The organism is Syntrophorhabdaceae bacterium, from assembly GCA_028713955.1.
Taxonomy (GTDB): Bacteria; Desulfobacterota; Syntrophorhabdia; order Syntrophorhabdales; family Syntrophorhabdaceae; genus UBA5609.
Map to the genome: position 1 here is coordinate 1 of JAQTNJ010000027.1, position 22,133 is coordinate 22,133.

The following is a 22,133-nucleotide window of genomic DNA, read 5'->3' on the forward strand; positions in this document are numbered from 1 at the left end:
GAAACCACCCTCATGATAAAATACGGCCATTCTACAAAGCAGCGGATATCTGTATGGTTACATCCCTTCACGATGGGATGAACCTTGTTGCAAAAGAGTTTGTTGCTTCCTGTGATGACGAGGATGGAGTGCTTATTCTCAGTCAGTTCACGGGGGCGGCCCGTGAGCTGAAAGATGCCCTTATTGTGAACCCATATGATATAGAGTCAATGGCTGACGCCATTTATATGGCACTCAAGATGGACCCTGTTGAAAGATCAGAAAGGATGGGACGGATGAGAGCTACAATCCAGGAACAGAATATCTATCGGTGGGCAGGGAGCCTCATTACAGAACTCACCCGTGTCCGTTCAACATGAAAACATCCCCCGAATATTTTTTGAAAAGGGGTACGCTTGTATTCAAAAATAATATCAAGCGGCTTTTTCTTTTTTTTGACTTTGACGGCACCCTTGTTCCCATTCGAAATAATCCGGCAGACTGTTCACTCTCACCCAGGGTCAGAGATCAACTGGAAAAGATCGCCCTTTCAGGGTCCGCTTCTATTGCCATACTGAGCGGCAGATCCCTGGCTGATATAAAAAAAAGAGTACGGATAAAAGGCATTTACTATGGAGGCAATCACGGGCTGGAGATTTCAGGCCCCCGGATCAGGTTTATTCACCCTGAAGCGAAATCTTTTAAGCATACAATTGATAGAGCCTGTCAAAGCATTGAAAAGGCTACCAGAAATTTTCAAGGTGTATTCATTGAAAAAAAGAACCTGTCCTTTACGCTCCATTATCGTATGGCAAGCAAAGAAAGTAAGGCGTTGGTTCGTCATATCTTCCACAAGACCATATCTGAAGAATTTGCCGGAGATGCCTTTAAGGTAATAAAGGGCAAGGAGGTACTCGAATTGGCTCCGGATGTCCTTTGGGATAAAGGAAGAGCAGCGTTATTTATCTTGCAAAGACTCAATGCGGATTGTCTGCCCCTTTATGTGGGCGATGATTTAACTGATGAAACGGCCTTTAGGGCATTAAAGAAAAATGGCATCACAATCAGGGTCGGGAGTTCTAAAAAGACAGAGGCACAGTATTATCTCAAGGGTCATCGGGAGATTTTGCAGTTTCTTCAAACGATATATGATTGGGGAGCAGGATCAACCCTTGATCTGTGACAGTTGAGTTTCTCCGGATAACCCTTTTGAGTTTCTCCGGATATCTCTTTCGCGGTATGGAGGTTTCGCATGACAGACAAAGATGATGTGCAGCTCAGGGTACGCCTTAACCCTGCATTTACTCCACTCGTCACCTCTTTTGCAGAAGAGTCTGCAAAGGCCTTCGGGCTCGACCGCAACAGTGCCCTGAAACTTACGCTCGCCTGCGAAGAGATCTTTACCTACATGTGCGGGATCGATAAAGATGACAAACCGTTGACAATAACGGCAAGCAACGGTGTTTACTTTGTTCAGGTCAGGATTCTCTGTGAAGTTGCCCATTTTGACCCCAGGGCCTTCAATCTTACAGCGCACATATCTGCAAAAGACGAGGCGGGACTGGAAGACATGGGTCTGTTGATCGCATCGAGGTTAGTGGACAGGTTTGGTATTGCCCGCACTTCAGGGGACGGCCTTGAGGTGGTGTTGATCAAAGAGAAAACCTATCCTGAAACAGCCGATGCAGGACCGATCGAAGTGAAGCCGTTGGAAGCCGTGAATATCCTGACGCCCGATCCTGAGACATTAAAATTGTTTGCCCGTCAGATCGTGTCAATGTATGCCGATAATCTTTATCCGCCTGATTTCCGCTTTCCCGGCAAGGTAGCCGACATGGTGGCAAGCGGCGAATACAATGCCCTCCTTGCCGTTGACGACCAGGGTTCAATCGGGGGAGGCTTAATGTGGCGCCGGCGTATTGCCGGGAAAAAGATGGTGGAGTGCTACGGCCCTTATCTCTTCAACCAGTTGCCCGAATCGGGTATGGCCGAGAAGCTTACCGATGCCCTGATAGGCAGCATCTCAAAGACAGATGCCCTTTGTCTTATCAACGAGTACTCCACCCCTGAATTGCCGAAGCAATATTTCGAGCAACTGGGCGTTGTCGATTATTATGCGCCCGACGGAACCACCATCCCCTGGCCTTTCTACTACAGGTTCTTAAAGGAAGACCTGGGTGCACAGGTATGGGCGCATCCTGCCCTGGAGAAATTCCTGCAGGACCGGTACAAATCCTTATTCTTTGCAAGAAAGATAGTATTGACCGGATACGGGGGAGAAACACGTCCGCCCCATTCGGTCCTTGCCGCTCAATTTATCCGTACGCAACAAATGGTCTTCCTGCGCCCGATATGGGACGGCATGGACGCATCACAAAACCTTTCGAAACATATCGAGATACTGAGAAATGAGGGAATGCGGATCATCTTCTTTGAGATCGATCTCGGCCATTCATGGCAGGTAAATTTCACCCCGGCCCTTCTTGAAAACGGTTTTACGCCCCGGCTTATACTTCCTTATGCGGGAAAGGCCGATATAGTTATCTTTCAATACAGAGAAGGTGTATAGAGCCATGCCTGACAGACCGCTTGAAAGTCTTGTGCCTGAATACATAAAAAACTTTGAACCCTACATCCCGAGTAAACCGGACCCCGAACTTATGAAACTCTATGGGGTCGATCACTTATACCGCCTCAATAACAATGAAAATCCTCTGGGACCCCCGCCTGTTGCCCAGGAGATTATCCGGCGCTTTCAGCCTCCCAGGGCTGCTCTCTATCCCAGCGGGGATTCTTACTACATGCGCTATAAGCTCGCCGAAAAATTCGGCCTTAACCCTGACCAGTTTCTCTTCGGCAACGGGGCCAATGAGGTCATCGCCTTCGTGATCAAGGCCTTTTGTCAGGAAGGCGACAACATCATCACCGCGGATAAGACCTTTGCCGTCTATGAGTGGGTGGCTACATTCTCAGGGTTTGAGGCGCGCCTCGTGCCCCTCATCGATTTCGGGTTTGATGATGCGGCAATGCTGGAGAGGATCGATGAGCGGACCAAGATCCTTTTTGTATGCAACCCCAACAACCCTACCGGCACATACTGGAATTCGGCAAGGCTTCGTAATTTTCTCGATACAATAGGGGGGCGTCAGATCGTGGTTGTGGATGAAGCATATTGCGAATTTGTCGATGAGCCTGATTTTCCAAACGCCATGGAACTCTCTAAGGAATATCCCAACCTCGTTGTCTTTCGCACCTTTTCAAAGATGTTCGGCCTTGCCGGTCTGCGCATCGGTTACTTAGCGGGCAGCATGGAAGTGGTTGATATCATCCGCCGGACATGCGTGGTCTATTCCGTGAACGCTGTTGCGCAGGAGGCAGCCCTTGCCGCTATTGACGATGACGAGCATATCGGAAAGACAAGAAAACTCGTACACGCGGAAAAGGAATATCTCAGAAGGGAACTTGCGCAGATAGGACTTGAAACGCAATGCGGTGAAGGATGCTATATCATGATAAGGCTCCCCATGAATGACACCCTTGCTTACCGGAAGCTGATGTCTCAGGGGGTAATGATCCGCAGCATGACAGGTTTCAGGTTCCCCAACTGGATACGGGTCAGCATATCACAACATGAAGCCATGGAGGCCTTTATAGCAGGATTGAAAAGGATCCTCTCATGAGGCCGGGCAATCCTGAACCCGCCAAAAGACCGGCAGTAACCGGCAAAACAGGAAACCGCTTCGATGCCTATGCAAAGGTAACCGGCAAAGAGAGATATGCGGCGGATTACTATGGCGGGGATTGCCTCCGCGCCGGTGTAAAGCGGGCAGGAGTGCCTCATGCACTTTTAAAAAACATTTACATTGAAGAGGCAAAAACAATTCCAGGCGTCGTTGCCGTCCTTACCCACAGGGATATAAAGGGATCGAACAGACAGGGGATTATCAGAAAAGATCACCCTGTGCTCGTTGACGATAAGATCCGTTACACCGGCGACGCTGTTGCCCTCGTTATTGCCGAGACAGAGGAGGCGCTTAAGGACGCCCTTGATCTGATCACCTTCCAACACGAACCGCTCCCCGGTGTTTTTGAACCTGAAGAAGCGCTCAAAGAAGGGGCGCCCGTCATACATGAGGATAACCCTGATGGGAATCTTCTTCGCAGGATCTTCGTGGAAACAGGCAAAAAGGGCGATGCGCTCAAGGATTCAGAGGTGATCGCGGAAGGGTCCTTTGAACTTCCATACCAGGAACATGCCTACCTGGAAACCGAGGCAGGGTGGGCATACGCGACGGGCGACGGGAAGCTTGTCATTGTCGCCTCCACCCAGACACCGTTTCGCGACCGCATCGAGATCGCGCATTCCCTCGGTATGGAGGCAGAGGACATCCGGGTCATTGCGCCGTATCTGGGTGGAGCCTTTGGCGGGAAGGACGGCGTAACGGTTCAGTCTCTCCTCGGCCTTGCGGCCCTCAATGCCGGAGGAAGACCGGTGAAGATGTGGTGGGACCGGTATGAAAGCTTTCTGGCCGGGGTAAAGCGTCTGCCTGCCAGGATGCACTACCGTCTTGGCGCAAAGGGGGACGGGACGCTCCACGCGCTGGAATGCAGGCTTTACTTCAACGCGGGCGCCTATGCGGGGCTATGCGGGGAGGTCATGGCCCTTGCCATAGAACACGCAGGGGGAGCATACAGGATACCCAACGTCAGCATCCACGGCTGGTGCGTCTATACGAATAATCCCATCGGCGGCCCCTTCAGGGGTTTCGGGGTGCCTCAGGCAACGGCAGCCATGGAACAGATGATGGATATCCTTGCCGGGAGGCTCAATATGGATCCCTTTGAGCTGCGCCTTAAAAACGCGTTACGTCACGGAGATAAAAATTGCATGGGGGTCACTCTTAATTATTCTACGGGTCTTCTTGATTGCCTTCAGGAACTCTCCCGTCACCCACTCTGGCAGGAACGTGATGAGTGGAAGAAGGCGGCCCAGGCAGGCAAGAAAAGGGGTGTAGGGCTCGCGGCTCTCTCTCACGCCATGGGATATCCTCCCGTTGTCCCTGATATTGCCAATGCAAAAATAGAGCTTACCGGAGAAGGGACAATCCGCGTATACGCCGGGGTTGTGGACATGGGTCAGGGAAATGCCTCCACAAACCTCCAGATCGCAGGTGCGGTGCTCTCGCAGGAATCCGGCTCAATGGAGCTTATTCTTCCCGATACTGAAAAAACCCTCCCCTCCGGGTCTGCCTCGGCAAGCCGTTGTACGTATGTCTACGGCAATGCCCTTATTATTGCCGCAGCACAACTCAAGGAGATAATCCTCGAAAAATCCCTGGTTGCCCTGACAGCAGATACAAAAGAGGAACTTGACATGGGACAGGGGAAAGTGGTGCACAGGCAGACCGGGCGGGAGATATCTTTCAAGGCGCTTGCATTGTCCATGAACCCCCCGGAACGCATCGCTACGGGCTTTTTTCAGGTGCCTGTCACAGAAGAGGCGAGGGACGTCATCTACATGGGTCCCCATTGTATCTTTTCTTACGGTGCACACCTTGCCTGTGTTGAGATAGACGAGTCTACCGGCCAGGTTGCGATAAGCGCGTACCTCGCTGTCACCGATGCCGGGCGCGTCCTCAATCCCGTTCTCTATGAACAGCAGATCCAGGGAGGCATTGCCCAGGGTATCGGTTATGCGTTGATGGAAGACCTTAAGATCTCGGAGGGCCGCATAAAGACTGAAGATCTTGCCGCGTATAAGATCCCTACGGCACCGGATATCCCCAACATAGTATCCATTCCGGTGGAAATAGGCGAAGAGACAGGCCCCTTCGGCATCAAGGGCATCGGGGAGATAAGTATAAACGGACCCCTCCCTGCCATTGCAAACGCGATACATGATGCATGCGGTATAAGGATTCCCCGTGCGCCCTTCACTGCCGAGCGGATATTCACAGCCCTTGGCGAAAAAAGGCAGGAGGTATAGTATTATCGATCCCCGGCCAACGCCAGCAAGAACACCGGAAAAGATATTGGGCAAAGAATTTCTTATCCTTAACGGGATGCTCTTTCTCACTTCCATTACCATGGCGCTATTCTTCAAGTTTTATCAGTACCTTCGCTTTCTTGGAATAGACCCCGGCTGGTACGGTTTTATCATCGCCGCCGACTCGCTTGCCGGTCTCTTTTTGCAGCCGGTTCTGAGTCCGCTTTTGCACCCCGGCAATGCCAGGAGATGGATGTCCGCGGGTATTGCCTTGATAATCCTTGCCCTTTTTCTTTACAGGACGGCTGTTACGGTGCCATGGCTTATTGTGGTACGCATCCTTCACGGAGCGGGCTTTATTATATTTATCTCCGCCATGATGGCCATGATCGTAGCTTACATACCCATGCAAAAGAGCGGGCAGGCCTTCAGCTTCATCTCTACGGTACGGCTCCTTCCCTATGCGATCATGCCGGCCGTTGTAAGCCCTCTGGTGAAGACACCGGAAGGTTTTATCGATACACTGTGGTATGCAATCATTCTTATGGTACTATCCTTGTTTGTACCCACCCTCTTCAAATCGGGCGCATCGTCTGCAAACACCACAGGAAAACACACAAGGATAAGCGCAGGGGAATTGCGCGATGATATCAAAGACAGGAATGTCGTGATCCTTCTCATCGTCAATCTTCTTCTCTACAGCGGCTATACTACGGTTTTTTTCTTTCTGGAAGGGTTTGGAAAAAAGGCAGGGATAGGAAATCCCGGCTTGTTCTTCACTATCGCCACTATCGTTATGATCTGCGTGAGGCTTGCAGGGGGTGCCTTTTTTGACAAAACGAACAAGGTCCTGCTCATAGTATCATCCATGACCTTTCTTGCCTTTTGTTACATTACATTACCCTTTATCTCAGGCAATACCGGATTTTTTGTCATGGCCTTCCTCACCGGTCTCGGGTGGGGCATTGTCATGCCGGTATTGAATGCCATCATGTTTGACGTGTCGCCTCCCCGCTTTCAAGGCCTTAACCTGAACCTCTCCCTTGTCATGATGCAGGGAGGATTTTTCGTGGGTCCCCTGGCAGGCGGTTCTATACTGAAATACTGGGGTTATCCTGCACTTTTTTATTTCTGTAGTTTCTCGAGCATGATGGGTGCCGCCTTTGTACTTTTCAAGAAAGATAAATAACAGTATATAAAACTGATTCCAGGAGGGGACATGTCAGAAGATCAACCGGTTGGGATTAAAGAAGGGCAACGATTCACGATTGACACCTTCCGGCCCGAAGACGCGGACGGCGTTACAAGACTTTTTACAGCGGTGTACGGCAATGGATACCCGGTAAGGCTTGTGTATGATCCGGCAGCGCTTGTGTCGGCTTTTCACGCGAAGGAGAATGTCCCTGCCGTGGCCCGTACAGAGAACGGGGACATTGTAGGATATGACGCATTATTCCGGTCAGCCCCGAACCCGAAACTCTATGAGGCAGGTCAGGGGTTGGTGCTTCCTGCATACCGCGGGATAGGCATCAGCGTGGAGATGAACCGCTATGTATGCGATGTGCTTGCAAAAGAATTCGATGTGAATGCAATCTTCGGCGAGGCCGTCTGCAACCATACATACATGCAGAAAAGTTGGAGCGGGCTGGTGGGATCGGATACGGAGACAGCCCTTGAGGTAGACCTCATGCCCGCGAAGGCTTATACGCAGGAGCAGAGCTCATCCGGCAGAGTGGCGGTACTCCCCATGTTCAAGATCTACAGGAAGAGACCGCACACGGTCTACATCCCCCCGATCTACCGGGAACAACTGGCATACATCTATTCAAAGATCAACGATACCCGCACCCTTGAATTATCTTCAGAAAATATCCCTCAGGAGGCAGCAACGGAATCAAGCTCTCAGGTCTTTGATTTCGCAAACGTGGCCCGGATTGCCTTTTCCGGCACAGGGAGAGACTTTGACAGCATTTTCGATAAGAAAGAGGAAGAGTTGCTGCGCGAACGAATAATAGTAATACAGGTCTGGCTGAAACTCGGTATGCCCTGGATTGGCAGGATCGTTGATTCGTTGAGAGACCGTGGGTATTTCCTGGGGGGCGTACTTCCTCAGTGGTTTGATAGCGACGGCCTCCTTATGCAGAAGGTCATCGGGACACCAAACTGGGAGGGGATTCAGCTTTACTCGGAGAGGGCAAAGACGATTATGGACTTTACGCGTGCCGATTGGCAGGCAACAACGCGATAACCATTTATATAATCAATAACTCCGAACAGTTTTTTCAAACACACATAATTTCCGGTCTTATTTATCCAGTGCCTCTCTGACTTTAACCAGGAGTTCGATCTGCATCAACGATCATCAGGTCGATGGCATGTTTCTTTTCAATGAATCTCCCACAGCATCCTCCCCGGACCGCCTCTATAACTGAATACCCTTGCCTTATTTCTGCTTCTTCTCTATCTTCAATACCGTATGTGCCATGTAGGTGCTGCCCTCTTTGTCGTAGCCGACCCTCACCGTATCGCCGGGTTTGATCGTCTTGTTGCCCACGATGACGGCATTCGAGGTGTTGAAGGTGATGTCTGCCTCATCGATGAGCTTCTCCTTGAAGACAGTATCCTTCTCGTGGAGGAAGAACTCCCCTTCCATGGTCGCTTTTACCGTCATGGTCTTCTTTGCGGGACCAAAGGCGGCTACTTTGCCTAAGAAGGTCCGGATGGAGGAACGAGACTGTCTCTTGGGGATGAGAAGGACCGTATGGGCGACATAGGCGTTCCCCTTTGTGTCATAGCCTATCCGGACCAACTGACCTTTTGTGATACCGTTAATATCCTTTACCCCCTGGAACTTTGCTCCTGAGGCATCGAAGGTGATATCCTTCTCATCCACCTCGAACTCCTTGAAGAGGGTATCCTTCTCCTGGAGGTAGTATTCGGTCTCCATGAGAGCTGCAATGGTGATGGTCTTCTTCCCGGTATCAACGTTCATTACCTTTCCGGCAAAGGTCCGGATCATGGAGCGTTCCGTCTTCGCGCGTGTTGTTTTCTTCGGCTGTGTCTTCTCTGCACAGATGAGATCACCGGCTGAGAAGACGGTAAGGAACAGCAGTGCGAAACAAACAATCAAAAGTCTTTTCATGGGTGGTACCTCCTTTGTATTCTTGTCTTCATACATCTCTGATATGTTCAATGGACCGGAACAGCGTACAAACAATTCCACGGGTCCATGTTCCTTGCAATCAATACATATATGCATTGCCCTGTTTATCAAAACACAGGTTTTGGTCCTCGTAGCACCCCCAGCAACTATTCTGGCATCCTTGGTAGTTGCTATTGCACCACTGGGCGAAGTAGCTCCATTTAGCCCCGCCATGACAGGGTCTGCACTCCAAATGTTTCCAGCTCCAGCACATGGTGAAGGTTGTGGTTGCAACGATAGTCGCCGGAGCCTGATTGCCGTCTATGGAGCAGCGTATATGAGCGCTTTTGCAATCTGCATATACACTATGCGGGATTGCCAGACTGCCTGTTACCACAAACCCGATCAGTGCCAGAATAAGGGATACTCTTTTCATGATTCCTCCTTTTCGTGATATTCTGTGCCCTTCCCCTGCCTTTACCTGACCCAATGCACGGCATGCCCCATCCGGTTCAACGGGGTGAGGATGATCTTGTTGCAGTATCACCGCACCACGACCCGTGACAGTTGCCGCCCCTGTCCCAGCAGGATACCCCGTAGTCACCCTGTTTGCCGTTACATGCCCAGCAGTTGCCCTGACACTGTGAATATTTGTTATTACAGTGTCCGGCCGGCTCCGTGCTTCCGCTGCACCAGTCACAACTCAATTCTTTCCATTTCCAGCACATGCCTGCAGTAACGTCGCCCAGTAATTTCCCTTTCCCGTTATCTGCGTAACAGTAACCGTGCCAGTCAGGACAATCTGCATACACAAAAATTCCATACCCAAATACCATTGCCAATGCCAGTAATACTGCAAAAAAGATCTTCATAACAGTACCTCCTTTTTCTATATGCTGATAAATCCTTCTTCTCTTCGTGATATTCCACAACAGTCTCTTTGTCACAGCCGACACGAGTTGTATTATCAGGGTGGTGATCGTCTCGGTGCCCGCTATGATTGCTGGATAGTATTTATTCTAATATAACACCTGTTATATACAGGTATGTCAAGTTTGGTAAAACATATGTCGCGACTTATTGCGATGAGGCCTTATTTATCCAGTGCCTCTCTGACTTTAACCAGGAGTTCGATCTGCGATATCGGTTTGGAGACGAAGTCAACGGTGTCCTCATAAACCCCTTTATCAATGACCACGTCACGGGTATACCCGCTGGTAAAGAGAACTTTGATATTGCGATCTGTCTTTCGTATCTCTTCGTATACCTCTTTTCCGTTCTTTTTCGGCATCACCACATCAACGATCATCAGGTCGATGGCGTGTTTCTTTTCAATGAATCTCTCTACGGCATCCTCTCCGTCGACCGACTCTATAACCGAATATCCTGATTCGGTAAGGATCTCCTTTATAATATCCCGCACCAAAGGGTCATCTTCCGCAATAAGGATCGTCTCTGTCCCTCGTTTGATGATAGGGAGAAAAGGCTTCGCTTCTTCCATCATTACCTTTACTGCGGGAAGATAGATGTGAAAGGTTGTTCCCCGGTCCGGTTTACTCTCCAACGTGATATATCCATTGTGCTGTTTGATGATGCCGTAGACTATCGAGAGGCCAAGCCCTGTCCCTTTCCCCACCTCTTTGGTGGTGAAGAAGGGGTCAAAGACCTTTTTCTTTGTTGTCTCATCCATCCCGCAGCCTGTATCAGAGACAGAGATGAGTGCATACGTGCCTGCATTGCCATACCCGTGTATCTTCCTGAACTCATCGTCCAGGGTTACGACCTTTGTCCCGATGCGGAATACACCCCCCTGCGGCATGGCATCCCTGGCGTTTGTGGCCATGTTCATCAACACCTGTTCCATGTGGGTAACATCTGCCATGACCGTTATGTCGTCATCGTCATATATGATCTCAAGATATATGTCCTCCGGGATGAGCCTCCTCAAGAGTTTTTCCGTTTCCTTAATTATGCCGTTAACTTTATGCGGTTTAAGTTCGATCGGTTGTTTTCTGCTGAAGGCAAGGAGACTCTGGGTGAGACCGGCAGCCTTCTCGGCAGACGCCAATATGTGGTCTGCATATATCCTCGCCGGATCATCTCCATCGATCTTTACCTGCAGGAGATTACAGTATCCGATAATGGCCGTGAGGATGTTGTTGAAGTCGTGGGCAATGCCGCCTGCCAGCGTACCTATTGCTTCTATCTTCTGGGCTTGAAGGAGTTGGGATTGAAGCTGTTTCCGTTCCGTAATATGCTCTACAGCGCCCTCATAATAAAGGGTCTCTCCATTTTTGTTCCGAATGGTCCTGGCATCAATGGAAACCCAGTTCGTCGACCCGTCTTTCCGGTACAACTGGGCCTCAAAATTATGTACGGCACCCTCCTCATTGAGTAGACGGACCAGTTCCAAACGGCGTTCGGGATTGACATGGAGCTGTCTGCCGATATCGGTAATACTATTTATGAGTTCCTCCGGCGAGTCATACCCCTGCATATATGCAAGGGCAGGATTGGCAATAATGAAACTGCCATCCGGTGTGACCTGAAATATGCCCTCCATGGCGTTTTCAAAGATAGCGCGGTATTTTTCCTCTGCTGATCTTAAGGCTGCCTCTGTCTGTCTCTTCTGTGCAAGAATCTTTGTGAGCTTTCTTACTTCCCGGAGATATCTCTTTCCAGTCTCCCGGGCAATATGTTTATAATACTCTACCTGGTCATTCATTCTATCCCTGTTTAATGTCTTGCCGACGTGATGATGTCGTCCTCTGTCAAAACGAGAAGCACTCCTGTCCAGTCAAGCCCTCTGCTTTTACCAAGGAGCGGGGCTATCTCAACGCCTGAGTAGAAACCGAAAAGTGGCACACTGTAATCATTGAAGAGATTCTGAACCTCAGCCGCTTCTTCAATACCTGTATTTGAATAGCCCCCTGCCCTTCCCGCACAATCTATGTAGATTCCGAAAACAGGCCTTGCCCCTTTTTCTGTCAAAGACTTGAGAAGCAGGTTGGTGTTTCTTTTTGCTGACTCAACCATCCTTTCTGTGTCTCTCACCATGAACTGGATCTCCACCCCATCTTCCAGATCCGGCTCGAACAGCACAACCCCTTTTTTGTCAGGGGTAACACCTGTAATCAGCCTGTTCACATATCCCTCTTCACTGTACTTACCGAACCTTTCCCCATAATTAACACCAATCGTCAAAAAATCCACAGGCCTCTCTTTTTGCCATTCTTCATCCCCCAGCATTTCATTGATGACCTCTACTATCGGCCTTCCGTCAAGTTCATAGAGGACCGGCCCTTTGATCTTTGTAATCCGGTGATATACCCCGTCAAGCGGTGTGCAGCCGTGCATTATCTGATAGTGCGTATTGAAATCGCCGTTCAGCATTAACCCGACTGCCTGTTCGGTACCCACGCAAGAACCGCAAAACTGAAAGGTCGGGTTCATGTCGTAATCACCAACCAGTCCCGCACCGACAATCGGTATCGGCTTTTTAAGACCCTTCTCGATGCCTGCGAGGAGATAGGAGGATGAATTCATAACGGGGGGAGAATCGGGGCCAGGAGGCATCTTTATTGAATCATACATGACCATGAAGAGTCTGTCTTTCTCCTCCTGTTCCTGTAATATATCCTTTATCAACCGCTCTCCTGTTGCAGTCTCATCTTTATCGAGCCCCCCTGCCGATCGTAATCTGAATCGTATCGTCTCTGACTGGATTACCATGATACCGGCAGCAAAATCGCCGTAGGACAGGAAATAGTTTGAGATAACGCCGATGGCTGAGCCCCCCACAATAGGCACACCCTCACCCACGACCTTCCTTATATCATCAAAAAAATCTGACGGATTGACCTTGTTTGTGCAGAAGGCAAAGGCGATGTCAGGCCTCTCGATGTTCCCTGATTCCATGGCCTTTGCGACCACCAGTCTTCGCAAGGAGGTCGAATGGACGCTGTTGCTGCACGCTGTACCCACCCTTGTGCCCATTGTTTTTCTCATCCTCTCCCCAGAAGATTTATACAATTAAAATCATCTCTTTTGCAACAAATTATCTCTTTTATGTAAAGCCGGGAACATCCCATATCCCATATCCCATTGCCGATTTGCGATTGCCGATTGCCGAATATAAAGATAACCAAGACAATTTAGTGATGGAAAGACACTTCTTTTGTCTCACGCCCGCTTACGCCCGATCCGCAGAGACAAAAGTTCTTCCGCTCTTCGTTTTCTCTCGATCGTATTGTATACCGGCTTATCTTTTTTCTTGACAAGTCATTGAGATAGCAGGAGAATGGGAAACAGGGTTGGGGGACCCATGAGCAAACAATATTTTAAGTTTTCAATTCAATTTTCCTTTTCCTATTAGTTTTTCACTCCTCTTCCTCATCCAAATAGTGCTTCCCCGGGCAAGGTAATATCTCAGGAGGGTGCTATGTTAGTCTTTGTAAGCGACCTGCATTTTGTAGACGAGACGGCGGGCAAGCATAATATTGCCACCGAAGCCTTTCGAATATTCTTCCAGGATATTGCGGGCAATGTCGAGCGTTATAAAAAAAATAACAGAGAAATACAGGAAATCAAGATCGTATTCCTGGGAGATATCTTCGACCTGCTCAGGACAGAGATGTGGTTCGGGTACCCTGTCGATGAAAGACCGTGGGGCACCAACGAGAGTAAGATTGAGGCACACGCTGAGACTATATTTGACGCAATCATCAGCAAGAACCGTGAGACCTTCGACCTGTTAAAAAAAGACCTTAAAAAAGAGTTCGGCTTCCCTTTTGAACCGGAAAGGATCTACATTCCCGGCAATCACGACAGGCTATGCAATAAATACCCAAAGCTAAGGGACAAGATACGCGAAGCACTCGGGATTGCAAAAACTGCGGACAGGTTCGAACATTTTTTCCAGAACGCCGAATACGGCGTCTTTGCGCGCCACGGTCACGAGTTTGACAAATTCAACTATGAGGGCGGACTCACATACAGTTATGAAGACTACATGAGGGTGCCGATCGGCGATCCGATCACGACCGAACTGGTCGCAAGGCTTCCATGGCAGATTATGAATAACAGTGAAGTCAAAAAACTGCCTCTGGACGAGCAGGATGCATTGAAGAGAAACTTCCAGGAGATCGAGAACGTAAGGCCCTTTTCGGCCACCGTCGAATGGCTGCTCTACCAGGTGAAGAACAATATTACCCTCAAGGAGGCCATCGAGGATTCCGTCGATGAAGTGATACAGGCATTTAACGATCTGGATTTCGTAAATCAATGGTATAAGCACCATGATAGGTGGATAAACCCGATAGACGAGGCGGACAAGATACAGGCGGCCCTCTTCCTGCTTGAAAAATTCAAGATATTCTCCTCCGAAAAGATCATGCCGATGATAGAAAAGATAAAAGACCGCTTTTCAAAAGACGACCTCCTCGAGGCAGCCCCGGAGGAGTACAAGCACCTGGATAACCGTATCAGGTACATAGTATACGGTCATACACACGACCCGCTCCAGGCCCCGATACGCATCGTGCAGGACCCGTCAGGCACGAAAGAACATGTATACCTCAATACAGGCACCTGGCGGGGAAGATACTACAAGACAAAAGAAGGTCTCGGTTTTATCAACTGGAAAAACCTGACCTATACAGTCTTTTACCTGAAGGAAGAGCGGGGCACCGACTTCCCCGCGTACGAAACCTGGACCGGGACACTGAAATCGATATGAGGAGGATATCCGCATGTCTAATGGCATAAATGGCAATAATAAAAAGAACCTTTCGTACAAATCTCCGATGATAATTGGCTTCCTATGCGGGCTGCTAACGTTGGTCTTCTTTATGTTCCTTGTAATATTGTCTGTCATGGGCAAGTCCGTCCCTGGTCAAGACAGATACCTGGTCATTATGATATTGGGCCTTGGAAGCGCCTTATCAGCATCTTTCATCGGAGGAAGCGCTGCTGCAAAAGGTCAAATACCTATAACGCTAGCCCGGAATAATCCGATTTCGTTTAGCGTTGGCGGAGGCGTTGCAGTGCTTATTATCGTTTTGGTGCTTGGCTATGTATTATACTCACCTCAGAATAACCCCGATTCAACTCCACACATTGATGCGGTAATCCAATTGAAAGAAAAATATGAAGGTAATCAGGATTTTAAACTAATATTCGCAAACATAGAAACTTGCAAACCACTATATAAGTCATGGGATGGTCCTTTCACCTATCAACAAATAAACTCCTATTTAAATTTCCTTGAGCACATCGGCTTTCTATACAAAAACAAAAAAATAGACAGAGATACCATAGATAAAGCTTTGGGACACGTTATTGTTGCTTCATATAGCTATCATGAAATCAGAAAATATATCGACGGAATCAGGACGAACGCAGGGCAGCCGCTGGCCGGTAGCGATTTCTACCAATTAGCCGAAGAGTTGTCCAAGGACAAAGAGAAATACATATCAATTATAAAAAATTGCCAATAATTGCAGGGGGGTGAAATGCAAAAAATAGTTTTATTATTGTTAGTAATCGGTCTTTTATTACCTTATCAATTCTGTTTTTCAGCAACATCAGAGGAGAAGGGGGCGGTATCAAAAAAAACCGTAGAACCGGCAAAAGAAATCAAGAAACCGGACAAAAAGGCAACTCCAAAAAAGTCCTCAAAGCCTGCCATGGAAAAAATAGGAGATTATAAAATGATAACGCTTTGCCCTGACCCTCCCTGTAAATGATGAAAAGAGTGGTCACATATTGGTCTTATTGTGTTGGCGGGGCTGGAACAAATAGGTTCAATAAAATTGCATTTTGGCGGGGGAAAATATTTATAGTTTGAAGGACATCCCCTATTCTCTCAGCTTAAGGAGGTACTTATGGTAAGGAAGCAATTGGTTTATCTCTTAGTGATTTCCCTGCTGGTTATTAACGGTGGGTGTGGTGTTCTTACTAAGACACAGGTGAAAGAGGTGAACAAATTTGCGGTTGCGGCAAAAAATTATAGTGAGATGCCAGGAATTGTTATCGAGGAACATGCCAAGATTAGAAAAAATAGACAGATACTTATGGCGTCTACTTATTGTGATGGAGAAGCGGCGCTTGAAGCGATTAAAACCGCTCTAACACAGCAAGAAACACTGACAATAAAAGGACGTCAAACCGATGCAACTTTACAGGTTCTAAAAGACTACGCTGACTTATTAGTGAATCTTACATCTGACAATTTCACAAATGAGCTTCAAGCCAGTTGCGAGACTCTTGGGAAAAACATAGACAAGGGGATTGGGCAATACAATAAGATGGAGGGTACAGATTTAGGTCTCTTCGGTTCCGGCGTAGCAGCAATAATTCGAGGACTTGGGGGAATCTATGTTCGCAGTGAGCAGGAGAAGGCTCTAAAACAAGCAATCACTTCTGCAGATCCTGTCATCCGATCCATGACCCTTACAATAGAGGAAATCATGGCGTTGTATCTCGATGCGGATCAACTTCAGAATATAAAAGGTCTGACCACCGACAAGGGGCAGTCAGCATTAGAACCATTGGGACTACTGACCCAGGAAAAAAAGGAAGTTATGGAAAAATACAGAGCAACAGTTGGGCGATATGAAGGTAAACAGCCACCGGGCCTCCCTCTCGCTGTTGCGAATGAAATTGAAGCTTCAGATAACGCGGCACGTCTTGCAGCAAGTGCACTTAAGGCTGCAGACTCATATCGGCAAGCCCATGCCGCGCTTGCAAAGGTCGTGCTGGAGAAACAGGATTTGCCCGATGTGATCGATGTAATACAGGTGCTGATTGATGAGGTTAAAGCTGCTCAAGAATTGAAAAAAAAGCTAGATAATAAATAGGGGGGAAGGCAATGTCAGACAAAGAAAAATTCAATGCACTCCAGTTAATACGGGATGCAAAAAAAGAGGTAAATGAAGCAATTCAATCTGCAAGCGGTGACCGAAAAAAGGCATTGGAAAAATTGAGCAATTGTTTTGAAAATATCGAAGGTGACCTCATCGCTTCTGCGCTTGATGATAAAATCGCGCAATTGCAAAGATACAAAACACAGCTGGAAAGTGTAAACTCAGAGATAGAAAAGGATATGAAGGAATTGAAAGCAGTTGCCGACAAAGTGGCTGTTGCTGCAGAGGCGCTTGGAAAGCTCATCGATGTCATCGGGAAATTGACAAATCTTCCTTGACTTTAAACAAAATGTAATCACATTAAACTTTTAATACTTAAGAACGTGAGTGAACCCAATGTCGATGAAAACACTTGATACTCATAATTCAGTAAAGATGATTTGGTCTTATCATCTCCCCCACTTCCACAATAAAAATTAGTCGCATTTTTATAAGGTCAGGAGGAGAATGGGAAGAAAAAGGGCAGGGATGACGGAAGCAAATCAATTCAATAAAATTCCATTTTGGCGGGGGAAAGATGTTTACTTATTTAAGAACGTCCCCACCTCCGCTCCATGTATGAGTTTGCTATTAACGATCTTATACAGTATGTGGCATGTCAATAATTTATTAAGGGGGTAAGTATGTGGGAAATTATCCTTTTGGGTGCCTTAGGAGGTGTAGCCAATTGTTTATTAATGCGAGAAGGTTTTGATTTACCGAGAATACTGATCACAGAAAAGAATACGAAAACGTTACATCCTGGTTTTTTTGGAAATATAATTCTCGGGATTATTGCTTCGCTAGTTACATATTTGCTTGGGACTTCACAAATTCAGCCTTTGCAACAATGGGGTATAGCAATCGTAAGTGGTTTGGGTGGCGGAAGTTTATTGGTAAATCTATTACAGAAATATGAGGTATCAACACTAAATGCGAAGGTATCCACATTCGAAAAAGCTCTCAAGACAGCAATAAAACCGTAATGGCGGTACTGGAGGTACAATAATGAAAAAGAATTATATAGTAAAAGATAATGAAATTGTCATATCTCAAGCCGCTCTGGATAAGACCGGAAAAATCATAGCCACCAGAGATACATCTATCCCCTTGGATGATTCGGAAAACGGACCTGATCAATTTTTCGCCTGGGTTGAATCAATTGACGGTGCAGATTTGAGTACTTCTGCAAACAAAGCAACGGATTCCATACTTGACAGCTTAAAAGCGGCCAGATCGCCATTTGAAGTGAAGATACTTGGTCAACAACTGAATCGGAGTATAGAGTTACTGAAAAACATAAAATAACAGATTGCCAAGTCTTGCCGGGATAACAGCCGATGCGGGTCTGGGGAACGAGAGACGAGAGGGGCGTTCTTAAGAAATTAAATAACTTTTCTAAGCTGTTTTTATTATCCGGGGGAATTTTTGATGGTTACCGCCTGCGTCAGCCGTAGGACGTGGGACGTCTGCTGCGCTGGGACGTAGGACGCTAAAACCAGCAAAGACGCACGCAGGTAACCGGCAGGACAATTGGTACGCAAACGCGCTTCCCTGAACAATCCCATCCACCGGCAAAAATTAGTTGCATTTGTATAATGTTTGGAGGAGAATGAAAGAAAAGGGGTGGGGATGACAGAAGCACATCAGTTCAACGTTCTACAAGGAAACACCACAAATATTATATCTGTTCCTTGCCAATGGCTGATTCCTTCTGTTCTTCATGGTTTTATAAATGCACTAACAGTCGTTCTATGAAAACAAGGGGAAATTTCGGATAATGGGCTCGTCCATTGAGTTTGTCCGACCTATTGCTTCTGCCCTATCACAATTGAAGGCAGTATGTGAAAAGGCTGGCATCCTCTTCTTGCGCGAAGAAGAAGTAAACAAAGGTGCCGGGGCTAAGCTCCATGGCGTATTCGGCGTTGAGGCTGTCGCCATACTGCTTTACTACAATCGAGGGAAAGGTATGTCATCCAAGATTGTCTTCGAGAAGATACCTGAAGAAGCAAAGGCTTTGATGGTGGCAGGGCTATCTTCGCAAAGAGCGAGTATACAACGTAAAACCCTCCCTATTTATGCATCATTTTATGTGTCTGACAATAATCTTCGTCGCGCAATCAAAGAGCGTCTCTCAGCGCTGTATCCAGACTTAAAGGAATTTCCTAAACAGACCCACATGGACTATCTTGCGAAAGTTGTCTCCTCTGGCAACGAGATCACAATTACCCAGTTTTCTTCAGGTTCTCTATTGCTACAAGGCAGCTACTCTGACCTAGTCGATCGAGCAATTGATATTATAGATAAGATCAAGCCTTTGTCTACGCAGGAACGAGCTCTGCTTTTTGTGCCAGAGGAAAACAAGGAGGTTATTCAGGAAAGAGTCGACCAAGGGATCGCCATCTTTGATAGGGCACTTGCAGACACAGAAGCAACGCAGGACGAGTGTTTTGCTTTCCTTTTCGAGAATGACCAGAAGTCTTTTATCACCGGTGAAGGCTTAACCGAAATTTTAGAGAATCAGTCCAAAGTACTCCGAGAATATAATTTTCTTGTTGCGATTTACGCTAAAGTATTTGAAGGTTTCTTGATTAGATTGATGATTGAAAAAGGCTTTTTTACATTAGAAGAATATTTTCTTGATCCGGACAAACCGGACATTGGAAATGCTCTTCGAAAAAGAAAGTTTGAAAAATATATCATGGATAAACGCAGATGCGGGCATGTAATAGAGACTATGATATCAGTATGGGAAGGCTGTCGGTGTAAAGAAATGCACTCTGATCCTGTAAATGTTGGCATAATCTCGGTCGCTACATTGGAAGATGCTAAAAATAGGATAGGCTGGATCAAGACTTGCATGAAGGATGCCTACAACGTCCTAGTAAAGCACGGGTATAAAGATGCAAACCTACACCAGAAAACAACCTCCTTCAACGTGGAACCGAAACCACAAGCCAAAGAGACACACCGTTTGAAGCAAAATGGTTACATTGGCACTGACGAATCGGGAAAAGGTGACTATTTCGGCCCCCTTGTAGTGGCCGGAGTATATCTGGATCCTGAAAGCGAAGAACGATTAAGGAATGCCGGGGTACGAGATAGCAAGAAACTCTCAGACGGCCGGATCATGGAACTTGCCAATACGATCAGATCATATCTAGATACATCGCGCTATTCTGTCGTCCTTATCGGACCGGAGAAATATAACGATCTCTACGATAAGATGGGTAACCTAAACAGACTCCTCGCCTGGGGTCACGCTCGATCAATCGAGAATATTCTCGCCACCGTTGACTGCAATAGTGCGATCTCTGACCAGTTCGGCGACCAGTTATACATCGAGAAGGCATTGCTTGAGAAGGGGAAGGGTATCGAGTTGCTGCAAATGCCAAAGGCAGAAGAGCATGTGGCGGTTGCAGCTGCATCCGTGTTGGCTCGTGAAGCGTTCTTGATACGCTTGGCTGGGCTCAGTAAGGAATTTGGCATTGAATTGCCTAAGGGAGCGTCTATAGAGGTAGAGAATACGGCGAGACGTATCGTTGAAAGGCATGGTATGAGCAGCCTCAGGAAGTGTGCTAAGTTACACTTCAAAACGACTCATAAGCTTTAGCTTCACAAATTGCCGTCGTGAAGAGATCAGATAACCGACCGTTTTGAGAAAAACCAACGCGCGAACGAACTTAGAAAATTCGGGCAATTCGAAGAAGCGGCTATTCTCTACTAAGAACTGTTGACCGAGGGACGGTAGACGGGGACCCTTGAAATGTTGACGTATTGGGCTCAGGCTATCCCAACCTTTCGGCTCTTATAGCCAATGCGATTTGATATGTGTATATGAAAATAGAAACCCCGACCAGGCAACCCAATCACTGGGGCGTGGGGTCAGGTCTTTTATTTTAGCATTTTAGGGTAGAGAGTAGAGAGAGACGTTCTTAAGAAATTAAATAACTTTTTTAGGATCGCAGTGGCGCAGCGGGATTGAATCTTTATTCTTGACTTTTTAACCGCCCAGACAGGATGGACCGAACAGACGCCTTTCGGGTGATCTTATTCCCTTCCCTTTGAAACAACATCGTAGACATCTTTTCTATGGAGGATGGCAAGGATTAGGATCTCCTTTGCCTTTACCTTAAAAACAACCCTGTAGTCCCCTACCCTTAGTTTCCAGTAACCCTTCAGTGTCCTCCGTAAGGGCACGCCATACTCTTCCGGCGCCGTCAGGAGCTTTGATTCGATTGCCTTCCTGATCCTTGTCTTCGCTTTCTTGTCGAGCTTCGGCAGATCTTTGTCTTTGACTGACGGGTGATACGAGAGCGTATATCCCACATCAACCCCAGGTTGCTTTATGGGATAGTTTCTTTGTGCGGGTCAGCGATCTTTCCCTTTGTTCCGCAATCTTGACGAGCTCGATGTCTTCTCTTAGCTCGATTGCTTCTTTTACGAGGTCCCTTACGACCATTGACATCGACAGGCCCTGTTTTTCTGCAAGACCACTCACTGCTGAATAGAGCGGCTTTTCCATAACGACATTCACGCGGGCATTCTTCGTAGGCATGGCTAAACTCCTTTCAATACCAAGTGTAACACTTCTGTTACACCACTGTCAACTTTGATTTATCTAGAGGATGAGGAGTGGCAGTGGGGTCTGGTCTTTCTTTATATCGATATCGGATATCGGGGACGTTGGTAACTTCTGTAACTTCCTCGACGAATTCCTAAGAAGTTTTTCTGGCCGGAGTGATTTTTGATGGTACCTGGAGTAGCCCGCGTGATCCGTAGGACGTGGGACGTCTGCTGCGCTGGGATGAAGGACGAAATGAAAGGCAGTTCATGGCTCATAGCTGATAGCTCATAGCGAAACACCCGTGAGGCATAAGGCGGGAGGAAAAGGTCAAAGGACACAGGACGAGGGACGTGGGATAACCGCTCCGACGAGTTCCTCCGGCGAGACAAGGGGATTGACAATATACAATCATTGTATGTAAAATAATTCCGGAGGTAACGACATGAAGACAAGCACGGTGAACATCTCCTTTCAGACAGAGCTTCTCGGTTTGATAGACGATGTTGCCAGGGAAGAGTCGCGGTCCCGATCCGAGTTGATTCGTGAGGCAGCCCG

22 protein-coding genes are annotated in these 22,133 nt (G+C 47.6%); 15 read left to right on the forward strand and 7 right to left on the reverse strand.

Going from position 1 to position 22,133, the window contains the following annotated elements; translation table 11 throughout:
* The 7 genes from PHU49_04170 to PHU49_04200 all read left to right on the forward strand — a co-directional run.
* A partial coding sequence (locus tag PHU49_04170; protein ID MDD5243191.1) for a trehalose-6-phosphate synthase occupies positions 1–359 on the forward strand: 359 nt, incomplete at its 5' end.
* A gap of 20 nt (positions 360–379) precedes the next feature.
* A complete protein-coding gene (gene otsB, locus PHU49_04175) occupies positions 380–1,162 on the forward strand; it encodes a trehalose-phosphatase (GenBank protein ID MDD5243192.1) in 783 nt (260 codons plus the stop codon).
* 69 nt (positions 1,163–1,231) lie between these two features.
* Positions 1,232–2,548, forward strand: coding sequence for a hypothetical protein (locus PHU49_04180; protein MDD5243193.1), 1,317 nt, complete (start codon positions 1,232–1,234; stop codon positions 2,546–2,548).
* A 4-nt stretch (positions 2,549–2,552) separates the two neighbouring features.
* Positions 2,553–3,659 (forward strand): histidinol-phosphate transaminase, encoded by a 1,107-nt coding sequence (gene hisC, locus PHU49_04185; GenBank protein MDD5243194.1) that lies wholly within the window; start codon positions 2,553–2,555, stop codon positions 3,657–3,659.
* The gene (locus tag PHU49_04190) at positions 3,656–5,965 is read left to right on the forward strand and encodes a xanthine dehydrogenase family protein molybdopterin-binding subunit (protein ID MDD5243195.1); all 2,310 of its coding nucleotides are present in this window, start codon (positions 3,656–3,658) and stop codon (positions 5,963–5,965) included. The genes hisC and PHU49_04190 overlap by 4 nt, the downstream gene beginning before the upstream one ends.
* Positions 5,940–7,154, forward strand: coding sequence for an MFS transporter (locus PHU49_04195; GenBank protein ID MDD5243196.1), 1,215 nt, complete (start codon positions 5,940–5,942; stop codon positions 7,152–7,154). The genes PHU49_04190 and PHU49_04195 overlap by 26 nt, the downstream gene beginning before the upstream one ends.
* Before the next feature lie 30 nt (positions 7,155–7,184).
* Positions 7,185–8,213: a hypothetical protein gene (locus PHU49_04200; protein ID MDD5243197.1), complete on the forward strand. Its 1,029-nt coding sequence runs from the start codon at positions 7,185–7,187 to the stop codon at positions 8,211–8,213.
* A gap of 195 nt (positions 8,214–8,408) precedes the next feature.
* Here PHU49_04200 and PHU49_04205 read toward each other — a convergent pair whose 3' ends face one another.
* From PHU49_04205 to PHU49_04225, 5 genes are all read right to left on the reverse strand, one after another.
* Positions 8,409–9,107: a hypothetical protein gene (locus PHU49_04205; GenBank protein MDD5243198.1), complete on the reverse strand. Its 699-nt coding sequence runs from the start codon at positions 9,105–9,107 to the stop codon at positions 8,409–8,411.
* Between the two features lie 100 nt (positions 9,108–9,207).
* On the reverse strand, positions 9,208–9,543 hold the full coding sequence (locus PHU49_04210) for a hypothetical protein (protein MDD5243199.1): 336 nt from the start codon (positions 9,541–9,543) through the stop codon (positions 9,208–9,210).
* A 76-nt stretch (positions 9,544–9,619) separates the two neighbouring features.
* On the reverse strand, positions 9,620–9,979 hold the full coding sequence (locus PHU49_04215; GenBank protein MDD5243200.1) for a hypothetical protein: 360 nt from the start codon (positions 9,977–9,979) through the stop codon (positions 9,620–9,622).
* Positions 9,980–10,200: 221 nt separating this feature from the next.
* A complete protein-coding gene (locus PHU49_04220; protein ID MDD5243201.1) occupies positions 10,201–11,832 on the reverse strand; it encodes a response regulator in 1,632 nt (543 codons plus the stop codon).
* 11 nt (positions 11,833–11,843) lie between these two features.
* Entirely contained in the window at positions 11,844–13,115 is a 1,272-nt protein-coding gene (locus PHU49_04225; protein ID MDD5243202.1) for an FIST N-terminal domain-containing protein, read from the reverse strand.
* Between the two features lie 433 nt (positions 13,116–13,548).
* Here PHU49_04225 and PHU49_04230 point away from each other — a divergent pair, with 433 nt between their 5' ends.
* The 8 genes from PHU49_04230 (at position 13,549) to rnhC (ending at position 20,624) form a co-directional block, all read left to right on the forward strand.
* Positions 13,549–14,844: a metallophosphoesterase gene (locus PHU49_04230; GenBank protein MDD5243203.1), complete on the forward strand. Its 1,296-nt coding sequence runs from the start codon at positions 13,549–13,551 to the stop codon at positions 14,842–14,844.
* 13 nt (positions 14,845–14,857) lie between these two features.
* Complete coding sequence (locus PHU49_04235) at positions 14,858–15,604, forward strand: hypothetical protein (GenBank protein ID MDD5243204.1); 747 nt, start codon at positions 14,858–14,860, stop codon at positions 15,602–15,604.
* A 15-nt stretch (positions 15,605–15,619) separates the two neighbouring features.
* A complete protein-coding gene (locus PHU49_04240) occupies positions 15,620–15,853 on the forward strand; it encodes a hypothetical protein (GenBank protein MDD5243205.1) in 234 nt (77 codons plus the stop codon).
* Positions 15,854–15,991: 138 nt separating this feature from the next.
* On the forward strand, positions 15,992–16,966 hold the full coding sequence (locus tag PHU49_04245) for a hypothetical protein (GenBank protein MDD5243206.1): 975 nt from the start codon (positions 15,992–15,994) through the stop codon (positions 16,964–16,966).
* Positions 16,967–16,977: 11 nt separating this feature from the next.
* Positions 16,978–17,310 carry a hypothetical protein gene (locus PHU49_04250; protein MDD5243207.1) on the forward strand — a complete coding sequence of 111 codons (333 nt, stop codon included), beginning with the start codon at positions 16,978–16,980 and terminating at the stop codon, positions 17,308–17,310.
* 345 nt (positions 17,311–17,655) lie between these two features.
* Positions 17,656–17,997 carry a hypothetical protein gene (locus PHU49_04255; GenBank protein ID MDD5243208.1) on the forward strand — a complete coding sequence of 114 codons (342 nt, stop codon included), beginning with the start codon at positions 17,656–17,658 and terminating at the stop codon, positions 17,995–17,997.
* A gap of 22 nt (positions 17,998–18,019) precedes the next feature.
* Complete coding sequence (locus PHU49_04260) at positions 18,020–18,319, forward strand: hypothetical protein (GenBank protein ID MDD5243209.1); 300 nt, start codon at positions 18,020–18,022, stop codon at positions 18,317–18,319.
* A gap of 472 nt (positions 18,320–18,791) precedes the next feature.
* Positions 18,792–20,624 carry a ribonuclease HIII gene (rnhC, locus tag PHU49_04265; protein MDD5243210.1) on the forward strand — a complete coding sequence of 611 codons (1,833 nt, stop codon included), beginning with the start codon at positions 18,792–18,794 and terminating at the stop codon, positions 20,622–20,624.
* Positions 20,625–21,061: 437 nt separating this feature from the next.
* Here the strand turns inward: rnhC and PHU49_04270 are convergent, their stop codons facing one another.
* On the reverse strand, positions 21,062–21,340 hold the full coding sequence (locus PHU49_04270) for a type II toxin-antitoxin system RelE/ParE family toxin (protein ID MDD5243211.1): 279 nt from the start codon (positions 21,338–21,340) through the stop codon (positions 21,062–21,064).
* Position 21,341: 1 nt separating this feature from the next.
* Positions 21,342–21,569, reverse strand: coding sequence for a hypothetical protein (locus PHU49_04275; protein ID MDD5243212.1), 228 nt, complete (start codon positions 21,567–21,569; stop codon positions 21,342–21,344).
* Positions 21,570–22,133 lie beyond the last annotated feature (564 nt).